Source organism: Micromonospora sp. WMMD956, from assembly GCF_029626125.1.
Classification (GTDB): domain Bacteria; phylum Actinomycetota; class Actinomycetes; order Mycobacteriales; family Micromonosporaceae; genus Micromonospora; species Micromonospora carbonacea.
Window position 1 is genome coordinate 3,595,146 of the sequence record NZ_JARUBI010000005.1, and the last position, 20,116, is coordinate 3,615,261.

General features: G+C 70.3%; 16 protein-coding genes. 12 read left to right on the forward strand and 4 right to left on the reverse strand.

The genetic code is table 11. From position 1 onward, the window contains the following. Window positions 1-53: 53 nt before the first annotated feature. From O7628_RS16555 to O7628_RS16575, 5 genes are all read left to right on the forward strand, one after another. Window positions 54-1,169, forward strand: a complete 1,116-nt coding sequence (locus tag O7628_RS16555; protein ID WP_278131714.1) for a nucleotide disphospho-sugar-binding domain-containing protein — start codon at window positions 54-56, stop codon at window positions 1,167-1,169. A gap of 119 nt (window positions 1,170-1,288) precedes the next feature. After that, entirely contained in the window at window positions 1,289-2,224 is a 936-nt protein-coding gene (locus tag O7628_RS16560; RefSeq protein WP_278131716.1) for a thiamine pyrophosphate-dependent dehydrogenase E1 component subunit alpha, read from the forward strand. A gap of 4 nt (window positions 2,225-2,228) precedes the next feature. Next, window positions 2,229-3,191, forward strand: a complete 963-nt coding sequence (locus tag O7628_RS16565) for a transketolase C-terminal domain-containing protein (RefSeq protein ID WP_278131717.1) — start codon at window positions 2,229-2,231, stop codon at window positions 3,189-3,191. Window positions 3,192-3,238: 47 nt separating this feature from the next. Further along, the gene (locus O7628_RS16570; RefSeq protein ID WP_178063235.1) at window positions 3,239-4,252 is read left to right on the forward strand and encodes a glycosyltransferase family 2 protein; all 1,014 of its coding nucleotides are present in this window, start codon (window positions 3,239-3,241) and stop codon (window positions 4,250-4,252) included. Beyond that, window positions 4,249-5,301 carry a glycosyltransferase gene (locus O7628_RS16575; RefSeq protein WP_178063236.1) on the forward strand — a complete coding sequence of 351 codons (1,053 nt, stop codon included), beginning with the start codon at window positions 4,249-4,251 and terminating at the stop codon, window positions 5,299-5,301. The genes O7628_RS16570 and O7628_RS16575 overlap by 4 nt, the downstream gene beginning before the upstream one ends. 25 nt (window positions 5,302-5,326) lie before the next feature. On the opposite strand, the gene O7628_RS16580 is transcribed toward O7628_RS16575, so the two are convergent. After that, complete coding sequence (locus tag O7628_RS16580) at window positions 5,327-6,085, reverse strand: phytanoyl-CoA dioxygenase family protein (RefSeq protein WP_278131721.1); 759 nt, start codon at window positions 6,083-6,085, stop codon at window positions 5,327-5,329. Between the two features lie 354 nt (window positions 6,086-6,439). On the opposite strand from O7628_RS16580, the gene O7628_RS16585 reads away from it, so the two are divergent. The 5 genes from O7628_RS16585 (at window position 6,440) to O7628_RS16605 (ending at window position 12,113) form a co-directional block, all read left to right on the forward strand. Beyond that, the gene (locus O7628_RS16585) at window positions 6,440-7,369 is read left to right on the forward strand and encodes a GDP-mannose 4,6-dehydratase (protein ID WP_278131724.1); all 930 of its coding nucleotides are present in this window, start codon (window positions 6,440-6,442) and stop codon (window positions 7,367-7,369) included. A 197-nt stretch (window positions 7,370-7,566) separates the two neighbouring features. Beyond that, window positions 7,567-8,634 carry a glucose-1-phosphate thymidylyltransferase gene (locus O7628_RS16590; RefSeq protein WP_278131726.1) on the forward strand — a complete coding sequence of 356 codons (1,068 nt, stop codon included), beginning with the start codon at window positions 7,567-7,569 and terminating at the stop codon, window positions 8,632-8,634. A gap of 14 nt (window positions 8,635-8,648) precedes the next feature. Further along, a complete protein-coding gene (rfbB, locus tag O7628_RS16595) occupies window positions 8,649-9,623 on the forward strand; it encodes a dTDP-glucose 4,6-dehydratase (RefSeq protein ID WP_278131728.1) in 975 nt (324 codons plus the stop codon). Between the two features lie 54 nt (window positions 9,624-9,677). Further along, complete coding sequence (locus tag O7628_RS16600; protein ID WP_278131730.1) at window positions 9,678-10,706, forward strand: NAD-dependent epimerase/dehydratase family protein; 1,029 nt, start codon at window positions 9,678-9,680, stop codon at window positions 10,704-10,706. Window positions 10,707-10,808: 102 nt separating this feature from the next. Then, complete coding sequence (locus tag O7628_RS16605) at window positions 10,809-12,113, forward strand: phytanoyl-CoA dioxygenase family protein (RefSeq protein ID WP_278131732.1); 1,305 nt, start codon at window positions 10,809-10,811, stop codon at window positions 12,111-12,113. Between the two features lie 154 nt (window positions 12,114-12,267). On the opposite strand, the gene O7628_RS16610 is transcribed toward O7628_RS16605, so the two are convergent. Continuing rightward, complete coding sequence (locus tag O7628_RS16610; RefSeq protein ID WP_278131734.1) at window positions 12,268-16,065, reverse strand: beta-ketoacyl synthase N-terminal-like domain-containing protein; 3,798 nt, start codon at window positions 16,063-16,065, stop codon at window positions 12,268-12,270. Between the two features lie 455 nt (window positions 16,066-16,520). Here O7628_RS16610 and O7628_RS16615 point away from each other — a divergent pair, with 455 nt between their 5' ends. Next, window positions 16,521-17,300 (forward strand): HAD family hydrolase, encoded by a 780-nt coding sequence (locus O7628_RS16615; protein WP_278131736.1) that lies wholly within the window; start codon window positions 16,521-16,523, stop codon window positions 17,298-17,300. Beyond that, the gene (locus tag O7628_RS16620) at window positions 17,297-18,220 is read left to right on the forward strand and encodes an NAD-dependent epimerase/dehydratase family protein (protein WP_278131737.1); all 924 of its coding nucleotides are present in this window, start codon (window positions 17,297-17,299) and stop codon (window positions 18,218-18,220) included. Before O7628_RS16615 ends, O7628_RS16620 begins: the two co-directional genes overlap by 4 nt. Here the strand turns inward: O7628_RS16620 and O7628_RS16625 are convergent. Both O7628_RS16625 and O7628_RS16630 read right to left on the reverse strand, forming a co-directional pair. Next, entirely contained in the window at window positions 18,199-19,014 is an 816-nt protein-coding gene (locus tag O7628_RS16625; RefSeq protein WP_278131739.1) for a glycosyl hydrolase, read from the reverse strand. The genes O7628_RS16620 and O7628_RS16625 overlap by 22 nt on opposite strands. 133 nt (window positions 19,015-19,147) lie before the next feature. Continuing rightward, on the reverse strand, window positions 19,148-19,672 hold the full coding sequence (locus tag O7628_RS16630; RefSeq protein ID WP_278131741.1) for a LuxR C-terminal-related transcriptional regulator: 525 nt from the start codon (window positions 19,670-19,672) through the stop codon (window positions 19,148-19,150). Between the last annotated feature and the right edge of the window lie 444 nt (window positions 19,673-20,116).

Below are 20,116 nucleotides of genomic sequence, written 5' to 3' on the forward strand. Positions count from 1 at the left end.
CAGACATTAATGCGCATGGAGGGTTCGTGAAGATACTCTTTCTGCCGGGGCCGGTGAAATCGAACGTATTCGGGGTGGGCGCCCTGGCCGTCGCCGCACGGGTGTGCGGCCACGAGGTCATCGTCGCGTCCACCGTGGAGGGCGCCGCCGCGGCGACGGGCATCGGCCTGCCCGCCGTGACGACGAGTGAGCTGACGCTGACCCAGCTGCTGACCACCGACCGCGCCGGCAACGCGCTGGAGTTTCCCACCGACCCCGCCGAGTTGCCGACCTTCGTCGGCCACATGTTCGGCCGCCTGGCCGCCGTCAACCTCGGCCCGACGCGCGACCTCGTCACCGGCTGGCGGCCGGACGTCCTGGTGAGCGGGCCGCACGCCTACGCCGGCCCGCTGCTGGCCGCCGAGTTCGGCCTGCCGTGCGCGCGGCACCTGCTCACCGGGACCCCGATCGACCGCGACGGCACGCACCCCGGTGTCGAGGACGAGCTCAAGCCCGAGCTGAGCGCGCTCGGCCTCGACCGGGTGCCCGACTTCGACCTGGCGATCGACATCTTCCCGGCCAGCATCCGGCCCGCGGGCGGACCGGTGCAGCCGATGCGGTGGACGCCCACCAGCGAGCAGCGGCCCGTGGAACCGTGGATGGTCACGCCGGGGGACCGGCGCCGGGTGCTGCTGACCGCGGGCAGCCTGGTCACGCCGACGCACGGCATGGACCTGTTGTGGAACCTCGTGACCGCGCTCGCGGACCTGGACGTCGAACTGGTCGTCGCCGCCCCGGAGGAGGTCGGCGCGCTGGTCCGGAAGATGCCCGGGGTGGCGCACGCGGGCTGGGTTCCGCTGGACATGGTCCTGCCCACCTGCGCCCTGATCGTGCATCACTCCGGCACGATGACCGCGCTCACCGCCATGCAGGCCGGTGTCCCGCAGCTGATCATCCCGCAGGAGCGCCGGTTCGTGGACTGGGCCGGGATGCTGGCGACCAAGGGCATCGCGATCAGCCTGCCGCCCGGTGCGGACACCGAGGACGCCCTCGCGGATGCGGCCCGCAGGCTGCTGACCGAGCCGGCCTACGCCACGGCCGCGCGTGCCCTGGCCGACGAGATCGCCGAGCTGCCCCTGCCGGTCACCGTCCTCGACGTGCTGCGGGACCTGGCCGGGAAGGCGCGGTGATCTCTGGGGATTTCTTGGACCGTCCCGCCCTACAGTCGGTGCCGAATCCCGTCCGCCCTGGCGAAAGGGGAGTTCATGTGACGACCGAGCCGGATCGATCTCGATACCTCTACCGACAGATGCGTCTCATCCGGGAGTTCGAGGAGCACTGCCTCGAAATGGCCGTCGCCGGGACGATCGTCGGTGGTATCCACCCCTACATCGGTCAGGAGGCCGTCGCGGTGGGCGTGAGCGCCCACCTGCGAGAGGACGACGTCATCACCAGCACCCACCGTGGGCACGGCCACGTGCTCGCGAAGGGCGCCGATCCGAAGCGGACCCTGGCCGAGCTGTACGGCGCGAGCACGGGCCTCAACCGGGGGCGTGGCGGGTCGATGCACGCCGCCGACGTGGGGCTGGGCGTCTACGGCGCGAACGGGATCGTGGGCGCGGGCGCACCCATCGCGGTGGGCGCGGCCTGGGCAGCCCGGCGTCAGGGCCGTGACCAGCAGGTGGCCGTGGCGTACTTCGGCGATGGCGCACTCAGCCAGGGCGTGGTGCTCGAGGCCTTCAACCTGGCGGCGCTGTGGTCGCTGCCGGTGCTGTTCGTCTGCGAGAACAACGGGTACGCCATCAGCCTGCCGGTCGACCGGGGCCTGGCGGGCGACCCGGTGCGCCGGGCGGCCGGGTTCGGCCTGACCGCCGAAGCGGTGGACGGGATGGACGTGGAGGCGGTCACCGAGGCCGCGGGGCGGGCGGTGGCCGCCTGCCGGGCCGGTGGGGGACCGCACTTCCTCGAGTGCGCCACCTACCGGTTCCGTGGTCACCACACGGTGGAACACCTGATGGGCATCAACTACCGCGACGAGGCCGAGGTGGCCAGCTGGACGGAACGTGACCCGCTGGCGCGCCAGCGGGCGCGGCTCGCGCCGGCGGTCGCCGACGAGGTCGACGCGGAGATCGCCGCGCTGATCGCCGAAGCCGTCGCGTTCGCCGGATCGAGTCCCGGGTCCGACCCGCGCGACGCTCTGGACTACCTGTACGCCGGCACGGCGCCGACGCGGCCGGGAGCGTGATCCGATGCCGACTCTGTCCTACATCGCAGCGCTGAACCAGGCCCTGCGCGACGAGATGGCCCGTGACGAACGGGTGTGCATCTTCGGCGAGGACGTCTGCCTGGGCCTCACCGGCATCACCAAGGGGCTGGCCGAGGCGCACGATGGCCGGGTGGTGGACACGCCGCTGTCCGAGCAGGCGTTCACCAGCCTGGCCACCGGGGCCGCCATCGCCGGCCAGCGTCCCGTCGTCGAGTTCCAGATCCCGTCCCTGCTGTACCTGGTGTTCGAGCAGATCGCCAACCAGGCGCACAAGTTCTCGCTGATGACCGGCGGCCAGGCCAGCGTCCCGGTCACCTATCTGGTGCCCGGCTCCGGGTCCCGGTCGGGCATGGCCGGGCAGCACTCCGACCACCCGTACAGCCTGCTCGCGCACGTGGGGGTCAAGACCGCGGTGCCGGCGACGCCCAGCGACGCGTACGGCCTGCTGCTGTCGGCGATCCGGGAGCCGGATCCGGTCGCCGTGTTCGCGCCGACCCTGCTGATGGGCACGTCCGAGGAGATCGACGGTGACCTCGACGCCGTGCCGCTGGGCAGTGCCCGTACGCACCGGGAGGGCACCGACGTCACGGTGGTCGCCGTGGGCCATCTGGTCCCGGTCGCCCTCCAGGTGGCCGCCGACCTGGCCGGTGAGGCGTCGGTCGAGGTCATCGACCCGCGCACGGTCTACCCGGTCGACTGGGAGACCCTGGGCAAGTCGATCAGCCGGACCGGTCGGTTGGTGGTGATCGACGACTCGAACCGGATGTGTGGTTTCGGCGCCGAGATCGCGGCGACCGCGGCGGAGGAGTTCGGCCTGGCGGTACCGCCGAAGCGGGTGTCCCGGCCCGACGGCGCAGTGATCCCGTACGCCCTGAACCTGGACCACGCGCTGCTGCCCGACGCCCTCGAACTCACCAAGGCCATCCGGGCCGTGCTGCGTCGGTAGCTGCTGTAAGGGTATCGGACGCGGTGTTGAAGGAGAGAGGTCGGCACATGACATCGGGACGCCCGCGGGTGGCGACCGTCACGGTGACCACCAACGAGAGCAAGTGGCTGCGTCGCTGCCTGGGGGCGCTTGTCGACAGTGACACCGAAGGATTCGATCTTGACGTGCACCTGATCGACAACGCCTCCACCGACGGCAGCGCGGAGCTGGTCGCGCGGGAGTTCCCGAGCGTGAAGATCACCCGAAATCCCACCAACCTCGGGTTCGCCGGCGCCAACAACGTCGGCATCCGGGCCGCGCTCGCCGCCGGCGCCGACTACGTGTTCCTGGTCAACCCGGACACCTGGACCCCGCCACGGCTCGTCCGGGCGATGGTCGAGTTCGCCGAGCGCTGGCCGGAGTACGGCATCGTCGGCCCGCTGCAATACCGCTACGACGCCGAGTCGACCGAGCTCGTCGAGTTCAACGACTGGACCAACACGGCGCTCTGGCTGGGCGAGCAGCACGCGTTCGCGGGCGACGGGATGGCTCATCCGTCCCCGGCCGGCAGTCCGCAAGGCCGCGCGCCGAGGACCTTGGAGCACGCGTACGTCCAGGGCGCGGCGCTGTTCGCGCGGGTGGCGATGCTGCGCGAGGTGGGTGTGTTCGATGAGGTGTTCCACACGTACTACGAGGAGGTGGACCTGTGCCGGCGGGCCAGATGGGCGGGCTGGCGGGTGGCCCTCCTGCTCGACGAGGGCCTGCAACACCACGGCGGCGGCGGTGCGGCCACGCGCAGCGCGTACACCCGGGTGCACATGCGGCGCAACCGCTACTACTACCTGCTCACGGACGTGGACTGGCACCCGACCAAGGCGACCCGGCTGGCCGCCCGGTGGCTGGTGGCGGACCTGGTCGGCCGGACCGTGGTCGGCAGGGTGGACCCGATGACCGGGGCCCGGGAAACCCTGGCGGCGGTGCGCTGGCTGGCGGGCCACGCGCCGACCATAGCGGAACGTCGACGCAGTCACCGGGCGTTGCGCGCGGGCCGTACGCCGGCACGGCGTGAGGTGGCGTCGTGACCGGGCCCCGCATCCTCATCTCCGGCAACTTCCACTGGCAGGCCGGGTTCAGTCACACCGTGGAGGGCTACGTCCGGGCCGCCGGCGCGGCGGGCTGCGAAGTCCGGGTCAGCGGCCCGCTGTCGCGGATGGACGACCAGGTGCCCGGGCTCCTGCCCGTCGAGCCGGACCTCGGCTGGGGCACCCACCTGGTGGTGATGTTCGAGGCCCGGCAGTTCCTGACTCCCGAGCAGATCGAACTGGCGACCCGCACGTTCCCCCGGTCGCGCCGCCTGGTCGTGGACTTCGACCTGCACTGGGCCGACGAGCATCCGGAGCTGGGCGTGGACGGCACGGCGGGCAAGTACACCGCCGAGAGCTGGCGCTCGCTCTACAGCGAGCTGAGCGACGTGATGCTACAGCCGAAGCTCACCGGGAAGATGGCCCCGGGAGCGGAGTTCTTCTCGTGCATCGGCATGCCCGAGACCGTGTGCCACCCGTTGACCCTCGGCCGGCAGCGGGACTACGACCTGCAGTACATCGGCAGCAACTGGTGGCGTTGGGAGCCGCTGACGGCCCTGGTGGAGGCGGCGGTGACGCTGCGTCCCGTGCCGCGCATGCGGGTCTGCGGCCGATTCTGGGACGGCGCCACCTCTCCCGGGTTCGAGGACGCGACCACGAGCGTCCCGGGCTGGCTGGCGGAACGCGGCGTCGAGCTCTGCCCGCCGGTGGCCTTCGGGCAGGTGATCCCGGAGATGGGCCGGTCGCTGATCTCACCGGTCCTGGTCCGTCCCCTGGTGGCGGGCACGGGCCTGCTGACGCCGCGCATGTTCGAGACCCTGGCGTCGGGCGCCCTGCCGGCTCTCTCCGCCGACGCGGAGTTCCTCGCCGAGGTCTACGGCGACGAGTGCGCGCCCCTGCTGCTCGGCGACGATCCGGCCACGACGCTCGCCCGCCTCACCACGGACTTCGAGCGGCATGCCCGGATCGTCGGTCGGATCCAGGACCGGGTGCGGGAGGAGTACGGCTACCCCCGCGTCCTGCGGAACCTGCTGGCCTTCTTCGGGTAGGGGGTTCGGGGCGTGGCCGGGCCGGCTATCCCCAGTCCATCCACGGGCGGGGCTCGGGGTCGGCGACCTCGGCCGGCGCGCTCATGAACACCAGCACGTACGCGCGCCGAGGCTGGTCGGTCAGGTTCGGGCCGGCGTAGTGCGGGGTCCGGAAGTCGTGCACCACCGCGCCCCCGGGCGCCAGCGGGCAGGCGACCGCGCTGGTCGGGTCGACGTCGTCGGTCATCAGGCCACGGATGCGGTCGTCGTTGTCGATGTGGTGGTGCGGGAGCACCGGACCGCGGTGGCCCCCCGGCAGGTAGTGCAGGCAGCCGCTCTCGACGGTGGCCTCGTCCAGGGTCGTCCAGATGCTCAACCCGCGCCGCCTCCACCGGGGATCCATGTAGGCCTCGTCCTGGTGCCATGGCGTCGGAGCGCCGTATCGCGGCGGCTTCAGGATGGCGTGCCCGTAGAACTCGAGCTCTTCCTCGGCCATATCGAGAAAGGCTGCCGCAATTGACCGGCACCGCGCGAAGTGCGGGCTATCCAGCAACTCCGGTACGTATTTCTCCGGCTTGATGATCTGCGGCAGCAGTGGCGGCCCTTCGCGGTCGCGTTGGCCGGCGATATCGTAGAAGTCCTCCGCGCCCGGGGTCGCGCGTCGGACGAAAAGCCGGTCGTAGGCCTGGCGCAGCCACGCCACCTCCGACTCGCTCGCGACCTGCGGGAGTATCGCGAACCCACGACTGCGGAACTCCTCCCGGTCACGGTGGTCTATGGTGCCCACCAGTTCCATCGCGTCCATGCCGTCTCCTTCAAGGGATGACCTCGACAGTCACGATATGGGTGCGGCACCCGACAGTCATCACCCCAGGTCAGGATTAGGGAACGGCCTAGAGTCTGCGGACAAGTCGAATGTCGCCACCCGTTGTGTCACACTCGCCGTGTCCCTTTTCGAGCGGAAGCAGCCATTCATGACCCGACACCACGCCGTCCTCCCGGGCGGCGGCACCTCGCGCGCCCTCCTCGCGTGGGCGCGGCCCACCGCGCGGACGGCCCCCGGCGGCGGCGCGCTCCGGCACGTGACGTCACGCGGTCGACGTGCTGTCACCGGCGTTCGAGTGGTGCTCCCGCTGCCGCCCGAGCGCCGGGGCTGACCGTGCCGACGGCGATCGTGGTGGGTGCCGAGGGCCAGGACGGGGTGTTGTTGAGCCGGCTGTTGCGGGCCCACGACTACCGGGTGATGCCGGTGGGCCGGCACGGCCCGGTCGACATCGTCCGGCCCGACGACGTGGCCGAACTGGTGGCCGAGCTGCGACCGGACGAGATCTACCTGCTGGCAGCGGTGCAGAACTCCGCGCAGGACCCGGTCGCCGATCCGGTGGAGCTGGCACACCGGTCGTACGCCGTCAACACGTTGGCCGTGGTGCACTTCCTGGAGGCCGTCGAGCGGCACAGCCCGGCGACCAGGGTGTTCTACGCCGCCTCCTCGCACGTCTTCGGCAGGCCGGACACGCCGGTACAGGACGAGACCACGCCGCTCCGACCGACCTCCGTCTACGGCATCAGCAAGGCGGCCGGTCTGCTGCACTGTCGTTCCTACCGGGCGCGGGGGGTGTTCGCCTCGGTCGGCATCCTCTACAGCCACGAGTCCCCGCTCCGCCGCCCCGGCTTCGTGTCCCGCAAGATCGTGGACGCCGTGGTCCGCATCCAGCGCGGCGAGGCGTACCGGCTCGTGCTCGGCGGCCTGGCGGCCGAGGCGGACTGGGGCTACGCGCCGGACTACGTGGATGCGATGAGGCGGATCCTCGGCCTGGCGACAGCGGACGACTACGTGGTCGCCTCGGGGGTGCGGCGCACCGTCCGCGAGTTCGCGGAGACCGCCTTCGCGGCGGCCGGGCTGGACTGGCGCGAGCACGTCGAGGAGAACGCCGCGGTGCTCACCCGGCCGAGCGTGCCGTTGGTCGGCGACGCGAGCCGGTTGCGGGCCGCGACCGGCTGGCGCCCGAGCGTCGACTTCGCCGGCATGGTGCGGGCCCTGCTGCGGGCGGCGGGCGCCGACCTGGTCGGGACGGGCCAGGACGGATAGCCGACCGGTCCGTGGGCGCCGCTTGTTGGGCCTGGTCGGCTGGTCCGACTCCCGGCGTTGCAGTCGATCGATAACGGACCCTTTAGTAGGGAAATCACGGGACAGACTTCGGTACGGTCGAAGAACCAGTCGCCTCCACTGCCGGAGTCCATCGTGAACCACGTTCCTGTCGCGGTCCGAACATCCAGGATCGACTCGTGAAAGCGCTGGTATTGGCGGGTGGAATCGGCTCGCGAATGCGCCCGATCACCCACACGTCAGCGAAGCAGCTCATTCCGGTCGCGAACAAACCGGTCCTCTTCTACGGTCTGGAAGCAATTCGCGACGCCGGGATCCGGGAAGTCGGCATCATCGTCGGCAGCACCGCGCCGGAGATCGAGCGGGCGGTCGGTGACGGCTCGCAGTTCGGCTTGAAGGTGACCTACCTGCCGCAGGACGCCCCGCGCGGTCTGGGGCACGCGGTCCTGATCGCCCGGGACTTCCTCGGCGACGACGACTTCGTGATGTACCTGGGCGACAACTTCGTCCTCGGTGGCATCAACGACGCGGTCGAGCGGTTCCGCCGGGAACGCCCGCACGCCCAGCTGATGCTGACCAAGGTCAAGGATCCGCACGCCTTCGGCATCGCGACGATGGGCCCGGACGGCCGGGTCGTCGACGTCGAGGAGAAGCCCCGGTATCCCAAGAGCGACCTCGCTCTGGTGGGCGTGTACGTCTTCAGCCCGGTCGTGCACGAGGCGATAGCCGAGCTGAAGCCCTCGTGGCGCAACGAACTGGAGATCACCGACGCCATCCAATGGCTGATCGACCACGACAGGCGTATCGAATCCACCATCATCACCGGATTCTGGAAGGACACCGGCAGCCTCGCGGACATGCTGGAGATGAACCGGTTCATCCTGGAAAGCCTCGACTCCGAGGTGAGTGGCGAGGTCAGTGCGGACACCGAGATCACCGGTCGGGTCGTGATCGGGCCCGGGGCGGTCATCACCGGGTCGCGGATCGTCGGGCCCGTCGTGGTCGGGGCCGGCTCGATCATCCGCAACTCGCAGCTCGGCCCGTTCACGTCGATCGACTGCGACTGCACCGTCATCGACAGCGAGATCGAGCAGTCCATCGTGCTCCGTGGCGCCTTCATCGACGGCATCGGCCGGATCGAGTGGTCGATGATCGGCCGTGAGGCGCGCCTGACCCCGGGCCCGCGCGCGCCGAAGACGTACCGCTTCGTCCTCGGCGACCACAGTGAAGTACGGGTAGGCGTGTAGTGCCGAGGGTCTTCGTGGCCGGTGGCGCCGGCTTCATCGGCTCGCACTACGTGCGGGAGCTCGTCGCCGGGGCGTACGCCGGGTGGCAGGGCTGCGAGGTCACGGTGCTCGACAGCCTCACCTATGCGGGAAACCTCGCGAATCTCGCCGGGGTGCGGGACGCCGTCACCTTCGTCCGCGGTGACATCTGCGACGGTCGACTGCTCGCCGAGGTTCTGCCCGGGCACGACGTGGTGCTGAACTTCGCGGCCGAGACCCACGTCGACCGGTCGATCGCCGACTCGGCCGAGTTCCTGCGGACCAACGTCCAGGGCGTCCAGTCGCTCATGCAGGCGTGCCTGACCGCCGGAGTGCCGACCATCGTCCAGGTCTCCACCGACGAGGTGTACGGCAGCATCGAGGCCGGATCGTGGAGCGAGGACGCGCCGCTGGCACCGAACTCGCCGTACGCCGCGGCCAAGGCGGGCGGTGACCTGATCGCCCTGGCGTACGCGCGGACGTACGGACTGCCGGTCCGCATCACCAGGTGCGGCAACAACTACGGTCCGTACCAGTTCCCGGAGAAGGTGATCCCCCTCTTCCTCACCCGTCTGATGGACGGTCGGTCGGTCCCGCTCTACGGCGACGGGCGCAACGTCCGCGACTGGATCCACGTGGCCGACCACTGCCGTGGCATCCAGACGGTGGTCGAACGCGGTGCGCCCGGCGAGGTCTACCACATCGCCGGGACGGCCGAGCTGACCAACCTGGAACTCACCCAGCACCTGCTGGACGCGGTCGGCGGAAGCTGGGACGCCGTCGAGCGGGTGCCCGACCGTAAGGGCCACGACCGCCGCTACTCGCTTTCCGACGCGAAGCTCCGGGCCCTGGGCTACGCCCCGCGCGTCCCCTTCGCCGACGGCCTGGCCGAGACGGTCGCGTGGTACCGCGCGAACCGGCACTGGTGGGAGCCGCTGCGGAAGCAACTCGACGCCGTCCCGCACGACTGACGGTGCGGCACCGCGATTGTCCATGTTCTCAGCCAACCTTCGAAGGAGCCCGGTATGGCTCACTGCCTGGTCACGGGTGGCGCCGGTTTCATCGGTTCGCACCTGGCGGGACGGTTGACCAGTGACGGGCACCGGGTCACCGTGCTCGACGATCTCAGCGGCGGCAGCGCCTCCCGCGTGCCCGCGGGCGCCGATCTGATCGTCGGCTCGGTGACCGACGCCGACCTGGTGGAACAGACCTTCGCCGAGCACCGCTTCGACCGGGTCTTCCACTTCGCGGCCTTCGCAGCCGAAGCGATCAGCCACTCGGTCAAGAAGCTCAACTACGGCACCAACGTGATGGGCAGCATCAACCTCATCAACGCGTCGTTGCAGACCGGGGTGTCGTTCTTCTGCTTCGCCTCCTCGGTCGCCGTCTACGGTCACGGTGAAACGCCGATGCGGGAAACCTCCATCCCGGTGCCGGCGGACAGCTACGGCAACGCCAAGCTCGTCATCGAGCGCGAACTCGAGGTGACGGCGCGGACGCAGGGCCTTCCGTTCACCGCCTTCCGCATGCACAACGTCTACGGCGAGTGGCAGAACATGCGCGACCCGTACCGGAACGCGGTCGCGATCTTCTTCAACCAGATCCTGCGTGGCGAGCCGATCACGGTCTACGGCGACGGCGGTCAGGTGCGGGCGTTCACGTACGTGGGCGACGTCGTGGACGTGGTGTGCCAGGCACCCGACGTCGAGGAGGCCTGGGGCCGGAGCTTCAACGTGGGCGCGGCCAGCACCAACACCGTGCTGGAGCTCGCGGAGGCGGTCCGGGTGGCGGCCGGCGTTCCGGATCATCCGATCGTGCACCTGCCCGCGCGCGACGAGGTCCGGGTGGCGTACACCGCGACCGACAGCGCCCGGAAGGTCTTCGGCGACTGGGCGGACACCCCGCTGGCGGACGGACTGGCCCGGACCGCCACGTGGGCGGCCGGTGTGGGACCGACGGAACTGCGATCGTCGTTCGACATCGAGGTCGGCGGCCATCAGGTTCCGGAGTGGGCGCGGCTTGTCGAAAAGCGCCTGGGATCGGCGCCTCGCTGACAGTGGTGAAAACACCAGTTTCCCGCGCGCACCCGAACACTAGGCTTGGAATCCATGGACCGTAGGGAGATTCAGCGTCGCGCGAAGGAACTCGAGCCGTGGGTGAACGGATTCGAGTTCGAGGGAATTCGTTATGCGGAGGGCTCCGACCACGGATATCTCCTCAGCCAGGATCCAGCCGATCGGGCCCGGGCGTTCTACGAGGCGTTTCCCGGTGCGACCCGGATCCTGGAGCTCGGTGCGCTCGAGGGTGCGGACACCCTCGCACTGGCCCGACAGCCCGGCACCAGCATTCTCGGGCTCGAGGGCCGCGAGGAGAATCTGCGCCGCGCCGAGTTCGTGATGGAGGTGCACGGCGCCACCAATGTGGAACTGCGGATCGCCGACGTGGAGACGCTCGACTTCGCCACCCTGGGGCGGTTCGACGCCGTCCTCTGCGCCGGCCTGCTGTATCACGTCCGGGAGCCCTGGGCGCTGCTCAAGGACGCCGCCCGGGTTTCCAACGGGATCTACCTGTCGACCCACTACTGGGGCAGTTCCGACGGGCTGGAGACGCTGGACGGGTATTCCGTCAAGCACGTCCGTGAGGAGCACCCGGAGCCCCAGGCCCGCGGGCTGAGCGTGGACGTGCGCTGGTTGGACCGGGCCTCGCTGTTCGCGGCCCTGGAGAATGCCGGCTTCGTCGAGATCGAGGTGCTGCACGAGCGCACGTCGGCGGAGGTCTGCGACATCGTCGTGGTCGGCCGTACCCGGCTGGGTGCGCAGATCCGTCGATTCCGGGAGGACGGCTTCGTCAACGCCGGTCCGGTCTTCGCCGACGACACGATCGCGCGGCTCAAGGCCGGTGCCATCGACCTGATCTCCCGCTTCACCGAGCACGGCCACGTCTCGGACGACTACTGGAACTACGACGTCGAGAACGAGGCTCCGGTGCTCTACCGGATCCACAACCTGGAGAAGCAGGACTGGGCCGAACGCGAGCTGCTGTTCCGCCCGGAACTGGCGGAGCTGGCCGCCGCGTTCGTCGGGTCACCGGTCGTGCCCACCGCCTTCGCCCTGGTCCTGAAGGAGCCGAAGCGGGCGGCCGGCGTCCCGTGGCACCGCGACCGGGCCAACGTCGCGCCGCACACCGTGTGCAACCTGAGCATCTGCCTGGACACCGCAGGCCCGGAGAACGGCTGTCTGGAAGGTGTTCCGGGCTCCCACCTGCTGCCCGACGACATCGACGTCCCGGAGATCCGCGACGGCGGGCCCCGAGTGCCCGTCCCGTCGAAGGCGGGCGACGTGATCGTGCACGATGTCCGGCTCGTGCACGGCTCGGGCCCCAACCCCAGCGACCAGTGGCGCCGAACCATCGTCATCGAGTTCGCGAATCCCGCGATCTCACTGCCGAGCCTCCCGTCCTGACCGGCCGGACGCGGATGCCGCCTGCGGCGACCCCACCGGGTGCCTCCGCGAACCTGTGCGGCCCGCGCCGCGCACGTGCCCACATCGGCCGCGGCAGATCGGCTCTGCCGCGGCCGATGTCCCGGCCGATCCGTCCGGTGCCCCGGCTCGTCGGCTAGCTCTTCGACGAGAGCAGCCCGGTCACGTGGTCGGCGATGGCCGTCACGGTGGGTTGCTGCCAGAAGACGGTGGTGGGTAGGCCCAGCCCGAGTCGTTTCTCCAGCCGACGCCGGATCACCACCGTCATCACGGAGTCCAGGCCCTGATCCGCGAGCGGGCGCCTCGGATGCAGGTCGTCCACCGCGAGCCGCATCTCGGTCGCGATCTGGAGACGAACCTCCTCCAGCACCCGTTCCCGCAGCTCGGCCGGCGGCAGGTCGGCAAAGGACATCGCCGGCTCCGCGGGGCTCGCCTCCTCGGTGCCGGCCGGGGCGGGCGGCTCGTCGATCACCGGGTAGCGCAGGCCGGGCAGCGCGGCCAGGATCCGGCCCTCCGCGGTGGCCACGAGGGCGTCCACCGTGTCGGGGCGGTCCTCGTCGAGCCGCACCTCGACGAGGACGGTCTCGGGCGGCGGGCCACTCGTGGCCACCTCGTCGATCTGCACCACCATCCGCAACTGCGGGATGCCGGGAAACGCCGCCGGCGCGATCGACATCACCGCGTCCAGCACCGACGCCCAGGTGGACGTCTCGGCGGTGTGGACGCGGGCCCGGAGGACGCCGTACCCGGAGAGCAGCTGATCCACCGACCAACCGAAACCGGTCGACGGGACGCCCACCTCGGCGAGCCGGCGATGGATCGACCCGGGGTCGGCCGGCTCCAGTCGGTACTGCTCGGGGTCCACGAGGGTCCGTCCCGTGAGCGCCGCCGCAGCACCGTCGGCCACGGTCGCGTCGGCGTGGACCAGCCACGGCGGATCCTCGCCGGCATCCCCGCCGGTGGCCCGGGAGGCGAGCCGGACGGCGTCGGCCTCCTGGATGACCTGGATCTCCCGCAGGTCCGCCGTCATCAGCGGGTGCCGCATCGCCACGTCGGCCAGGACCGGTGGCACGCCGTCCCGCTCGGCCGCCGCCAGGAACGTCACCACCAGCACGGCGGCGGGCACGATCTCGACGCCGTTGAGGCTGTGGCTGCCCGGGTAGGGCCGGTTGGCGTCGTCCAGGCTGGTCTCCCACACCCGCACCGCGCTCCCCGCCAGGCTGCGCCGCGCACCGAGCAGGGTGTGCGAATCAGGGTCGTGGCCGCGCCCCCCGCTCCGGGAGACCGGGGCGGGATAGTGCCAGTGGCTGCGGTGCCGCCACCGGTAGACCGGCAGGGTGACCAGTTCCCCCGACGGGTGCAGGGCCGTCCAGTCGACGGGCACCCCGATGCAGTGCATCCCGGCGAGTGCGGTCAGGAAGCCGCGTACCTCGGACTGATCGCGGCGCAGCGTGACGCCGACGTACGCCTCGTCGTCGGAACCGGCCAACGTCTCGTGGATCGAGTGGGTGACCACCGGATGCGGCGAAACCTCCACGAAGGCGCGGAAGCCATCGGCGAACGCCGCGGTGACCGCGGCGGCGAGCCGCACGGGCTGGCGCAGGTTCCCGGCCCAGTAGGCCCCGTCGGCCGTCATCGCCGCACGCGGGTCGTCCAGGGCGGTGGAGTAGACCCGGATCCGCGGGCTGTGCGGCGTGAAGTCGACGGCGGCGGTCAGCTCGTCGAGCAGCGGATCCATGTGCGGGCTGTGGAACGCCACGTCGGAGGCCACCCTGCGGGTCACCAGCCGCTCGGCATCCCACTGGGCGATCAGCGCATCCAGGGCCGAGGGATCGCCGGAGACCACCGTCGACGACGGCGACGACGCGATGGCCGCCACCACGTCGCTGCGACCGGCCAACCGCTCGGCGACCTCCTCGAACGGCAACGACACCATGGCCATCGCGCCCTGGCCCGCGACGCGTCGCAGGAGCGCCGATCGCCGGCAGATCAACCGGCCGCCGTCCTCCACCGTCAGCAGGCCGGCGGTGACCGCGGCGGCGATCTCGCCGACGGAGTGGCCGATGACGGCGTCCGGGGTCACGCCCCGCGACCGCCACATCGCGGCCAGTCCCAGCTGCATGACGAAGATCATCGTCTGGATCCGGTCGACCGCGTCGAACTCACCGTCCAGCAACGCCTGCCGCGGCGAGAAGCCGATCTCCTCCAGGAAGACGGCCTCCAGGGAGTCGACCACCCCTGCGAACGCCGGTTCGGTGACGAGTAGTTCCCGGCCCATCCCCGCCCACTGGGAACCGTGGCCGGAAAAGACCCAGAGCAGCTTCGGAGGGTCCCCGAGCGGCGATCCCGTGACCACGCCGTCGACCGGTTCGCCCGCGGCCAGGCCGTGTAGCGCGGCACCGAGACCGTCCGCGTCGGCGGCCACGGCGACCGCCCGGTACGCGAGATGCGAACGCCGCATCGCCAGGGTGTGTCCCACGGAGGCCAGGTCGGCGTCCCGGGAGAGCCAGCCGGCGAGCGCCGACGCCTGCTCGGCCAACGACGCCGCCGAGGACGCGGAGATCGGGAACAGGGACTCACCGGTCAGCGGGCTGCGCTCCCGTCGCGTGCGCGGTGGGGCCTGCCCGAGCACGACGTGGGCCACCGTCCCGCCGTACCCGAAGCCGGACACGCCGGCCCGGCGCGGTCTCCCGCGATCGGGCCAGGACCGGTGACGGGTCACCACGCGGACGTTCAGCGCGTCCCAGGCGATGGCCGGATCGACGTCGGTGACGACCGGGGTGGCCGGTATCTCGGCGCGGTCCAGGGCGAGCACCGCCTTGATCACTCCGGCGATGCCCGCAGCGCCTTCCAGATGGCCGATGTTGGCCTTGACCGAACCGATCAGGCAGGGCTCGCCGTCGGCGCGAGCGTGCCCGTATACGGCACCGATCGCGGCGGCCTCCATCGGGTCGCCGAGCGGAGTGCCCGTGCCGTGCGCCTCGACGTAGTCGACCGAGCCGGGCGCTATCCCGCCGCTGCGCAGGGCCCGTTCCATCACGTGCTCCTGGGCCTGCCCGCACGGGGCCATGATCCCGTTGGTGCGACCGTCCTGGTTCACGGCGCTGCCGTGCAGCACCGCCAACACCCGGTCTCCGTCGCGCTCGGCATCGGCGAGAAGCTTCAGCACGACGACGCCGCAGCCCTCGCCGCGGCCGTACCCGTCGGCGGTGGCGTCGAAGGACTTGCTCCGCCCGTCCGGGGCCAGCGCACCCGCGGCGCCGAGGGTGATGGACTGGCCCGGGGAGACGATGAGATTGACGCCGCCGACCAGAGCCACCGTGCTCTCGCCCAGCCGCAGGCTCTGCGCGGCGAGGTGCAGGGCCACCAGCGAGGCCGAACACGCGGTGTCCACGGTGAGACTCGGCCCCCGTAGGTCCAGCACGTGGGAGACGCGGTTGGAGAGCGCGCAGGCGGCGGCGCCGATCCCGGTCCAGGCGTCGATGTACGGGAGGTTCTCGAGCTGGTGGGCACCGTAGTCGTAGGTGCAGGCACCGGCGAAGACACCGGTGTCCGTGCCGGCCAGCTCGCGCGGTGCGATGCCCGCGTGTTCCAGGGCCTGCCAGGCCACCTCCAGCAGCAGTCGCTGCTGGGGATCCATCAGCTCGGCCTCGCGTGGCGAGATGCCGAAGAAGTCGGCGTCGAAGCCGTCGATCTCGTTCAGGAAGCTGCCCGAACGGTTAGCCCGGCGTACGGCGTTCTCGAACTCGGGCCCCAGGTCCCGGTACGGCTCCCATCGGCTGGCCGGCACTTCGCCGGTGGTGTTGTGCCCGCCGGCGAGCAGGTCCCAGAAGCCGTCCGGGGAATTGACGTCGCCGGGGAACCGGCAACCGATGCCGATGACCGCGACCGATGGAGAGGCACCCGCGAGCGGCTTGATTGCTTTCGGTTCCACGAATATCCCCTGTTGTCGATTGCCTGAACGGACGGTCGGGTGGGCATCGCCTCGGGCGGGTTGCGCCCCGCGGCGGATCGAGGACTGCCGCGACCGGGCCGGTCGCCGCGACTCCGGGCGGCGTACCGCGCGTCAGACTCCATATCCCATACGGCGATCCAACGAACTCTACAAACGGTCTATATGACAGTGATATAGAACTTCTCCTAGACATTTTCTGACGCGCCCCCGGCAGGGCCTCCCGCGAGGCGATCCGGAACCGGACCCCCGCCCGGTCGTGCGGGTGCCCGGCTTGCGGTGGTTGGTGTGGACGCGCCCCGGGCATGGGCGGCGGGCGACGTCGCCGATCCGATGACCATCGGCGAATAGGGAAAGACCTAGAATCCGCCGGCGAGATGTCGGATCGGCAGCCGAGGGCTCGATCGGTCACGATGGACCGTGCGAGGATCACGCGGATGTTGTCGAAGGCACGGGAGTCATTGACGATGACCGAATACGGTGCCATCGCGCTGGATGTCGGTGGGGTCATCTATTACGATGAGCCGTTCGAGCTGGCGTGGCTGCAAGCGACGTACGATCTGCTCCGATCTGACGACCCGGCGATCACCCGGTCCGTTTTCATCGAGCATGTCGAGCGTTTCTACCAATCCCCGGACGACGGAGCCGCAGGCCGGACGCTGCTGCATTCGCCGGCCGCCGCCCGAGCCTGGGCGCAGATTCGCCGGGCCTGGCACGAACTCGCCCAGGAGATGCCGGGCGCGGTCCGGGCGGCGGTGACGCTGGCCCGCGAGGTCCCGACGGTGATCGTCGCCAACCAGCCCCCGGAGTGCGCGCGGGTGCTGGATGCCTGGGGACTGACAGCGGCCTGCGCGGGGGTCTTCCTCGATTCGCTCGTGGGCGTCGCCAAGCCCGATCCGGCGCTGCTGGGAATCGCCCTGGAGCACCTCGGTGTCGCCCCCGCCGACCTGCTGGTCGTCGGCAACCGGCACGACCACGACGTCCTACCGGCGCGGGCGCTCGGCTGCCCGGTCGCCTTCGTCCGCGCGGACCCCGGCTACCGGCCGCCGTCCGGCGTCCACCCCGACCTGATCCGGGCGTACACGTCGCTCCGCGCCGTCCGGACCGCGCCGCCGGCCGGTGACGACGAACGGGTGTCCGTCGTCGCCACGCTGGCGGCCCTGGCTCGTTTCTCGGCCACGGGCCTGCGCCCGGTCACTCGCGCCGAGTCGTCGTGACGGCAGCCCAGGTGAGGAGATGCCCGACGGCCGTCATCGGCGCCACCGGGTTCATCGGTTCCCGGCTCGTGGCCCAACTGACCCGCGCGGGGCACCCGGTCGCCCGCTTCAACCAGGCGCACCCGCCGGTGGTCGACGGGCGCCCGGCTGCCGGCCTGTGCGACGCCGAGATCGTACTGTTCCTCGCCGCACGGTTGAGCCCGGCGCTCGCCGAGCGCCATCCGGAACTGATCGTCGCCGAGCGCAGGCTGCTCGTCGACGTCCTGACGGCCCTGCGGCACTCCGCCCCCTTCCCGGTGTTCGTGCTGGCCAGCTCAGGCGGCACGGTGTATTCGCCGGACGCGTGCCCGCCGTACGACGAATCGGCGTTGACCAGGCCCACGTCGGCGTACGGGCGCGCCAAGCTCGGGCTGGAACGGGAACTGTTGGGTCACGCCGACCATGTCCGTCCCGTGATCCTGCGGCTCAGCAACGTCTATGGGCCCGGTCAGCGCCCGGCGCACGGCTACGGCGTGCTGTCGCACTGGCTGGACGCCGCGGCCACGCGGCAGCCGATCCGGGTCTTCGGTGATCCGGAGGTGGTCCGCGACTACGTGCACGTGGACGACGTCGCCGAGATCCTCAAGGCCGTGCACCGCCGTACGGCCACCACCGGTCCGGAGGGAATCCCGACCGTGTTGAACGTCGGCTCAGGGGCGCCCACCTCCCTGGCCGATCTGCTCGCGGTGGTGTCGACCGTGGTCGACCAGCGGATCGAGGTGATCTGGGAAGGCGGTCGCCAGTTCGACAGAGGTGGCAACTGGCTGGACTCCTCGCTGGCACACGAGACCCTCGGCTGGCGGGCCAGGATCGGTCTGACGGACGGCGTACGTGAATGCTGGGAACACGTGCTCGCGCATCAGACCGCCGCCGAGCGATGATCACGCCCCCACCTCAGCAGGAGCTGATCATGAAGGACGCCCCACGCGGTCACGGCACCGTAGAGACACGCCAGCGGCAGGCGCAGGCGGGACTCCGGCGCGGTGCGATGCCGGTCCCACTCCTTCCGGAACCCCGCCCACGCCTGGCCACGCCGTGACTCGCACCGGCCCTGCCAGTACGCCCGCCGCAGCAGGTAGCGCAGGGTCAGCCGGGCGGGATCCACGTCGTGCGTCACGGAGCAGTCCGGCAGGAGCTGCTCACGGGCCCCCGCGTCCTTCATGAGCTTGACGAACGTGGTGTCCTCGCCGGACTGGAGGTTGCCACCCGTCCGGCTCAACGCGAGATCGAAGTCGAGGCCGTTGGCATGGGCGAAGGCGGTGTCCACCGCCATGCAGGCACCCCAGATCTTGATCTCGCGGTCGTCCCGGTGCCAGCCGAGCAGGTGGAACTGACCGGACGTCACGTACCAGGGCAGGGGGCGTGGTGGGCGGGCGAGCCGAGTGCCGACGACGTGGGTGCCCGCGCGCAGGCTCTCGCGGACCGCCGTGACGGCCTTGGCGTCCAGCCGGACGTCGTCGTCGACGAACATCACGTGGTGATTCGGCCACCGGGCCAACATGAGATTCCGCGAGGCGGACAGGCCGCCGGTGGCGCCGAGAACGCGCATCGTTCCGCCGGCGGCATCCACCTCGGCCGCGACCGACTCCGCCTCCGGAGTGCTCGGCCGGTCCAACTGCACGAAGTACTCGTCACCGGACAGCTGGGCCAGGTTGTGGTGTAGGTGCTTACGCACATTCTCGACACTGAATGCGCATATAGCCACTACCATCGGATAATCGGAGGGCCCTTTTTTCTTCGTTTCCATGAGACCTCGAATCGTCCCTGCCGATGGGTCACGGGGTTGCACGGGCTGGTTTCCGTTTCGCTCAGTCGAGCCTTTCCCGGCAAACCTCCGGGGGCCAGGTCCCCACCGAAAGGATGCCCATCGAATACACCTTGGCGATGAGCGCGGGCCGATTGGGCACACGTAGCCGCTGCAACAACTTGCTGACGTGGTATTCGACGCCCTGACGACTCAGGTAGACCTTGTTCGCGATATGCACAGTGCGCTCACCCGCTGCGATGCTTTCGATGATGCGGGCATCCAACTCGGAGAGGGGAAGCTTCAGACCCACAGTTTCATCTCCAATCCCTACCATGGCTTGATTCGCAAGACGAGTCGATGGAACGGCGCACTGCGTCACGGTGTCGTCTTCCAACGCATGGGCCAGGCCGAACCGGCCGTGAATCAGCCGGACGCAGGCGTGCTCAACCCGATGGAGGCCACCGAACCGGCGGCCGGCCGACGTTACGCGGTGCTGGGTCCGGACATTCGGCAGAAAGCGTCGCACGACCAGCGGATTCCGAGACGATTGGTTGCCGGGTGCGGCAAGCCGGCGCAGCCGGTTCACCCGCCATCGGAGTTGAGCTGAAGGTGTCGGAAAACCTAGCTGACAGTAAACATCCCGTAGCAGTCGCACCCCCGCTTTGCCTGCGATCGATACGTAGGTCACCCGTGTGGCCACTCCCAGAACTGACCTAACGTGGCAGTAGTGTAACCGAAAGTTGCACGTATCGCCTGCCCTGATCGGGTAGAGGATCGACGGTTATCGCTCTCTGATCGGAATTGACCCATGCGGGCCCATCGATGCCTGCGTCCGGGGGTACGCCCTGCTCCGGGCCGCGCGCGGGGTGGTCCAGCGGCTTGGCCGCAGGGGCCACAGACGGATCGAACGCTACCCTGAGTGGCGGAATGGCGACTCTGAGCTCGCACTGAGGCTTAGTGGAACACCTAGTCTCCGGGGCTTGGATCATCCATTGAGCTGGGTGTTTTCGCCATCGATGACCCCTAGAGG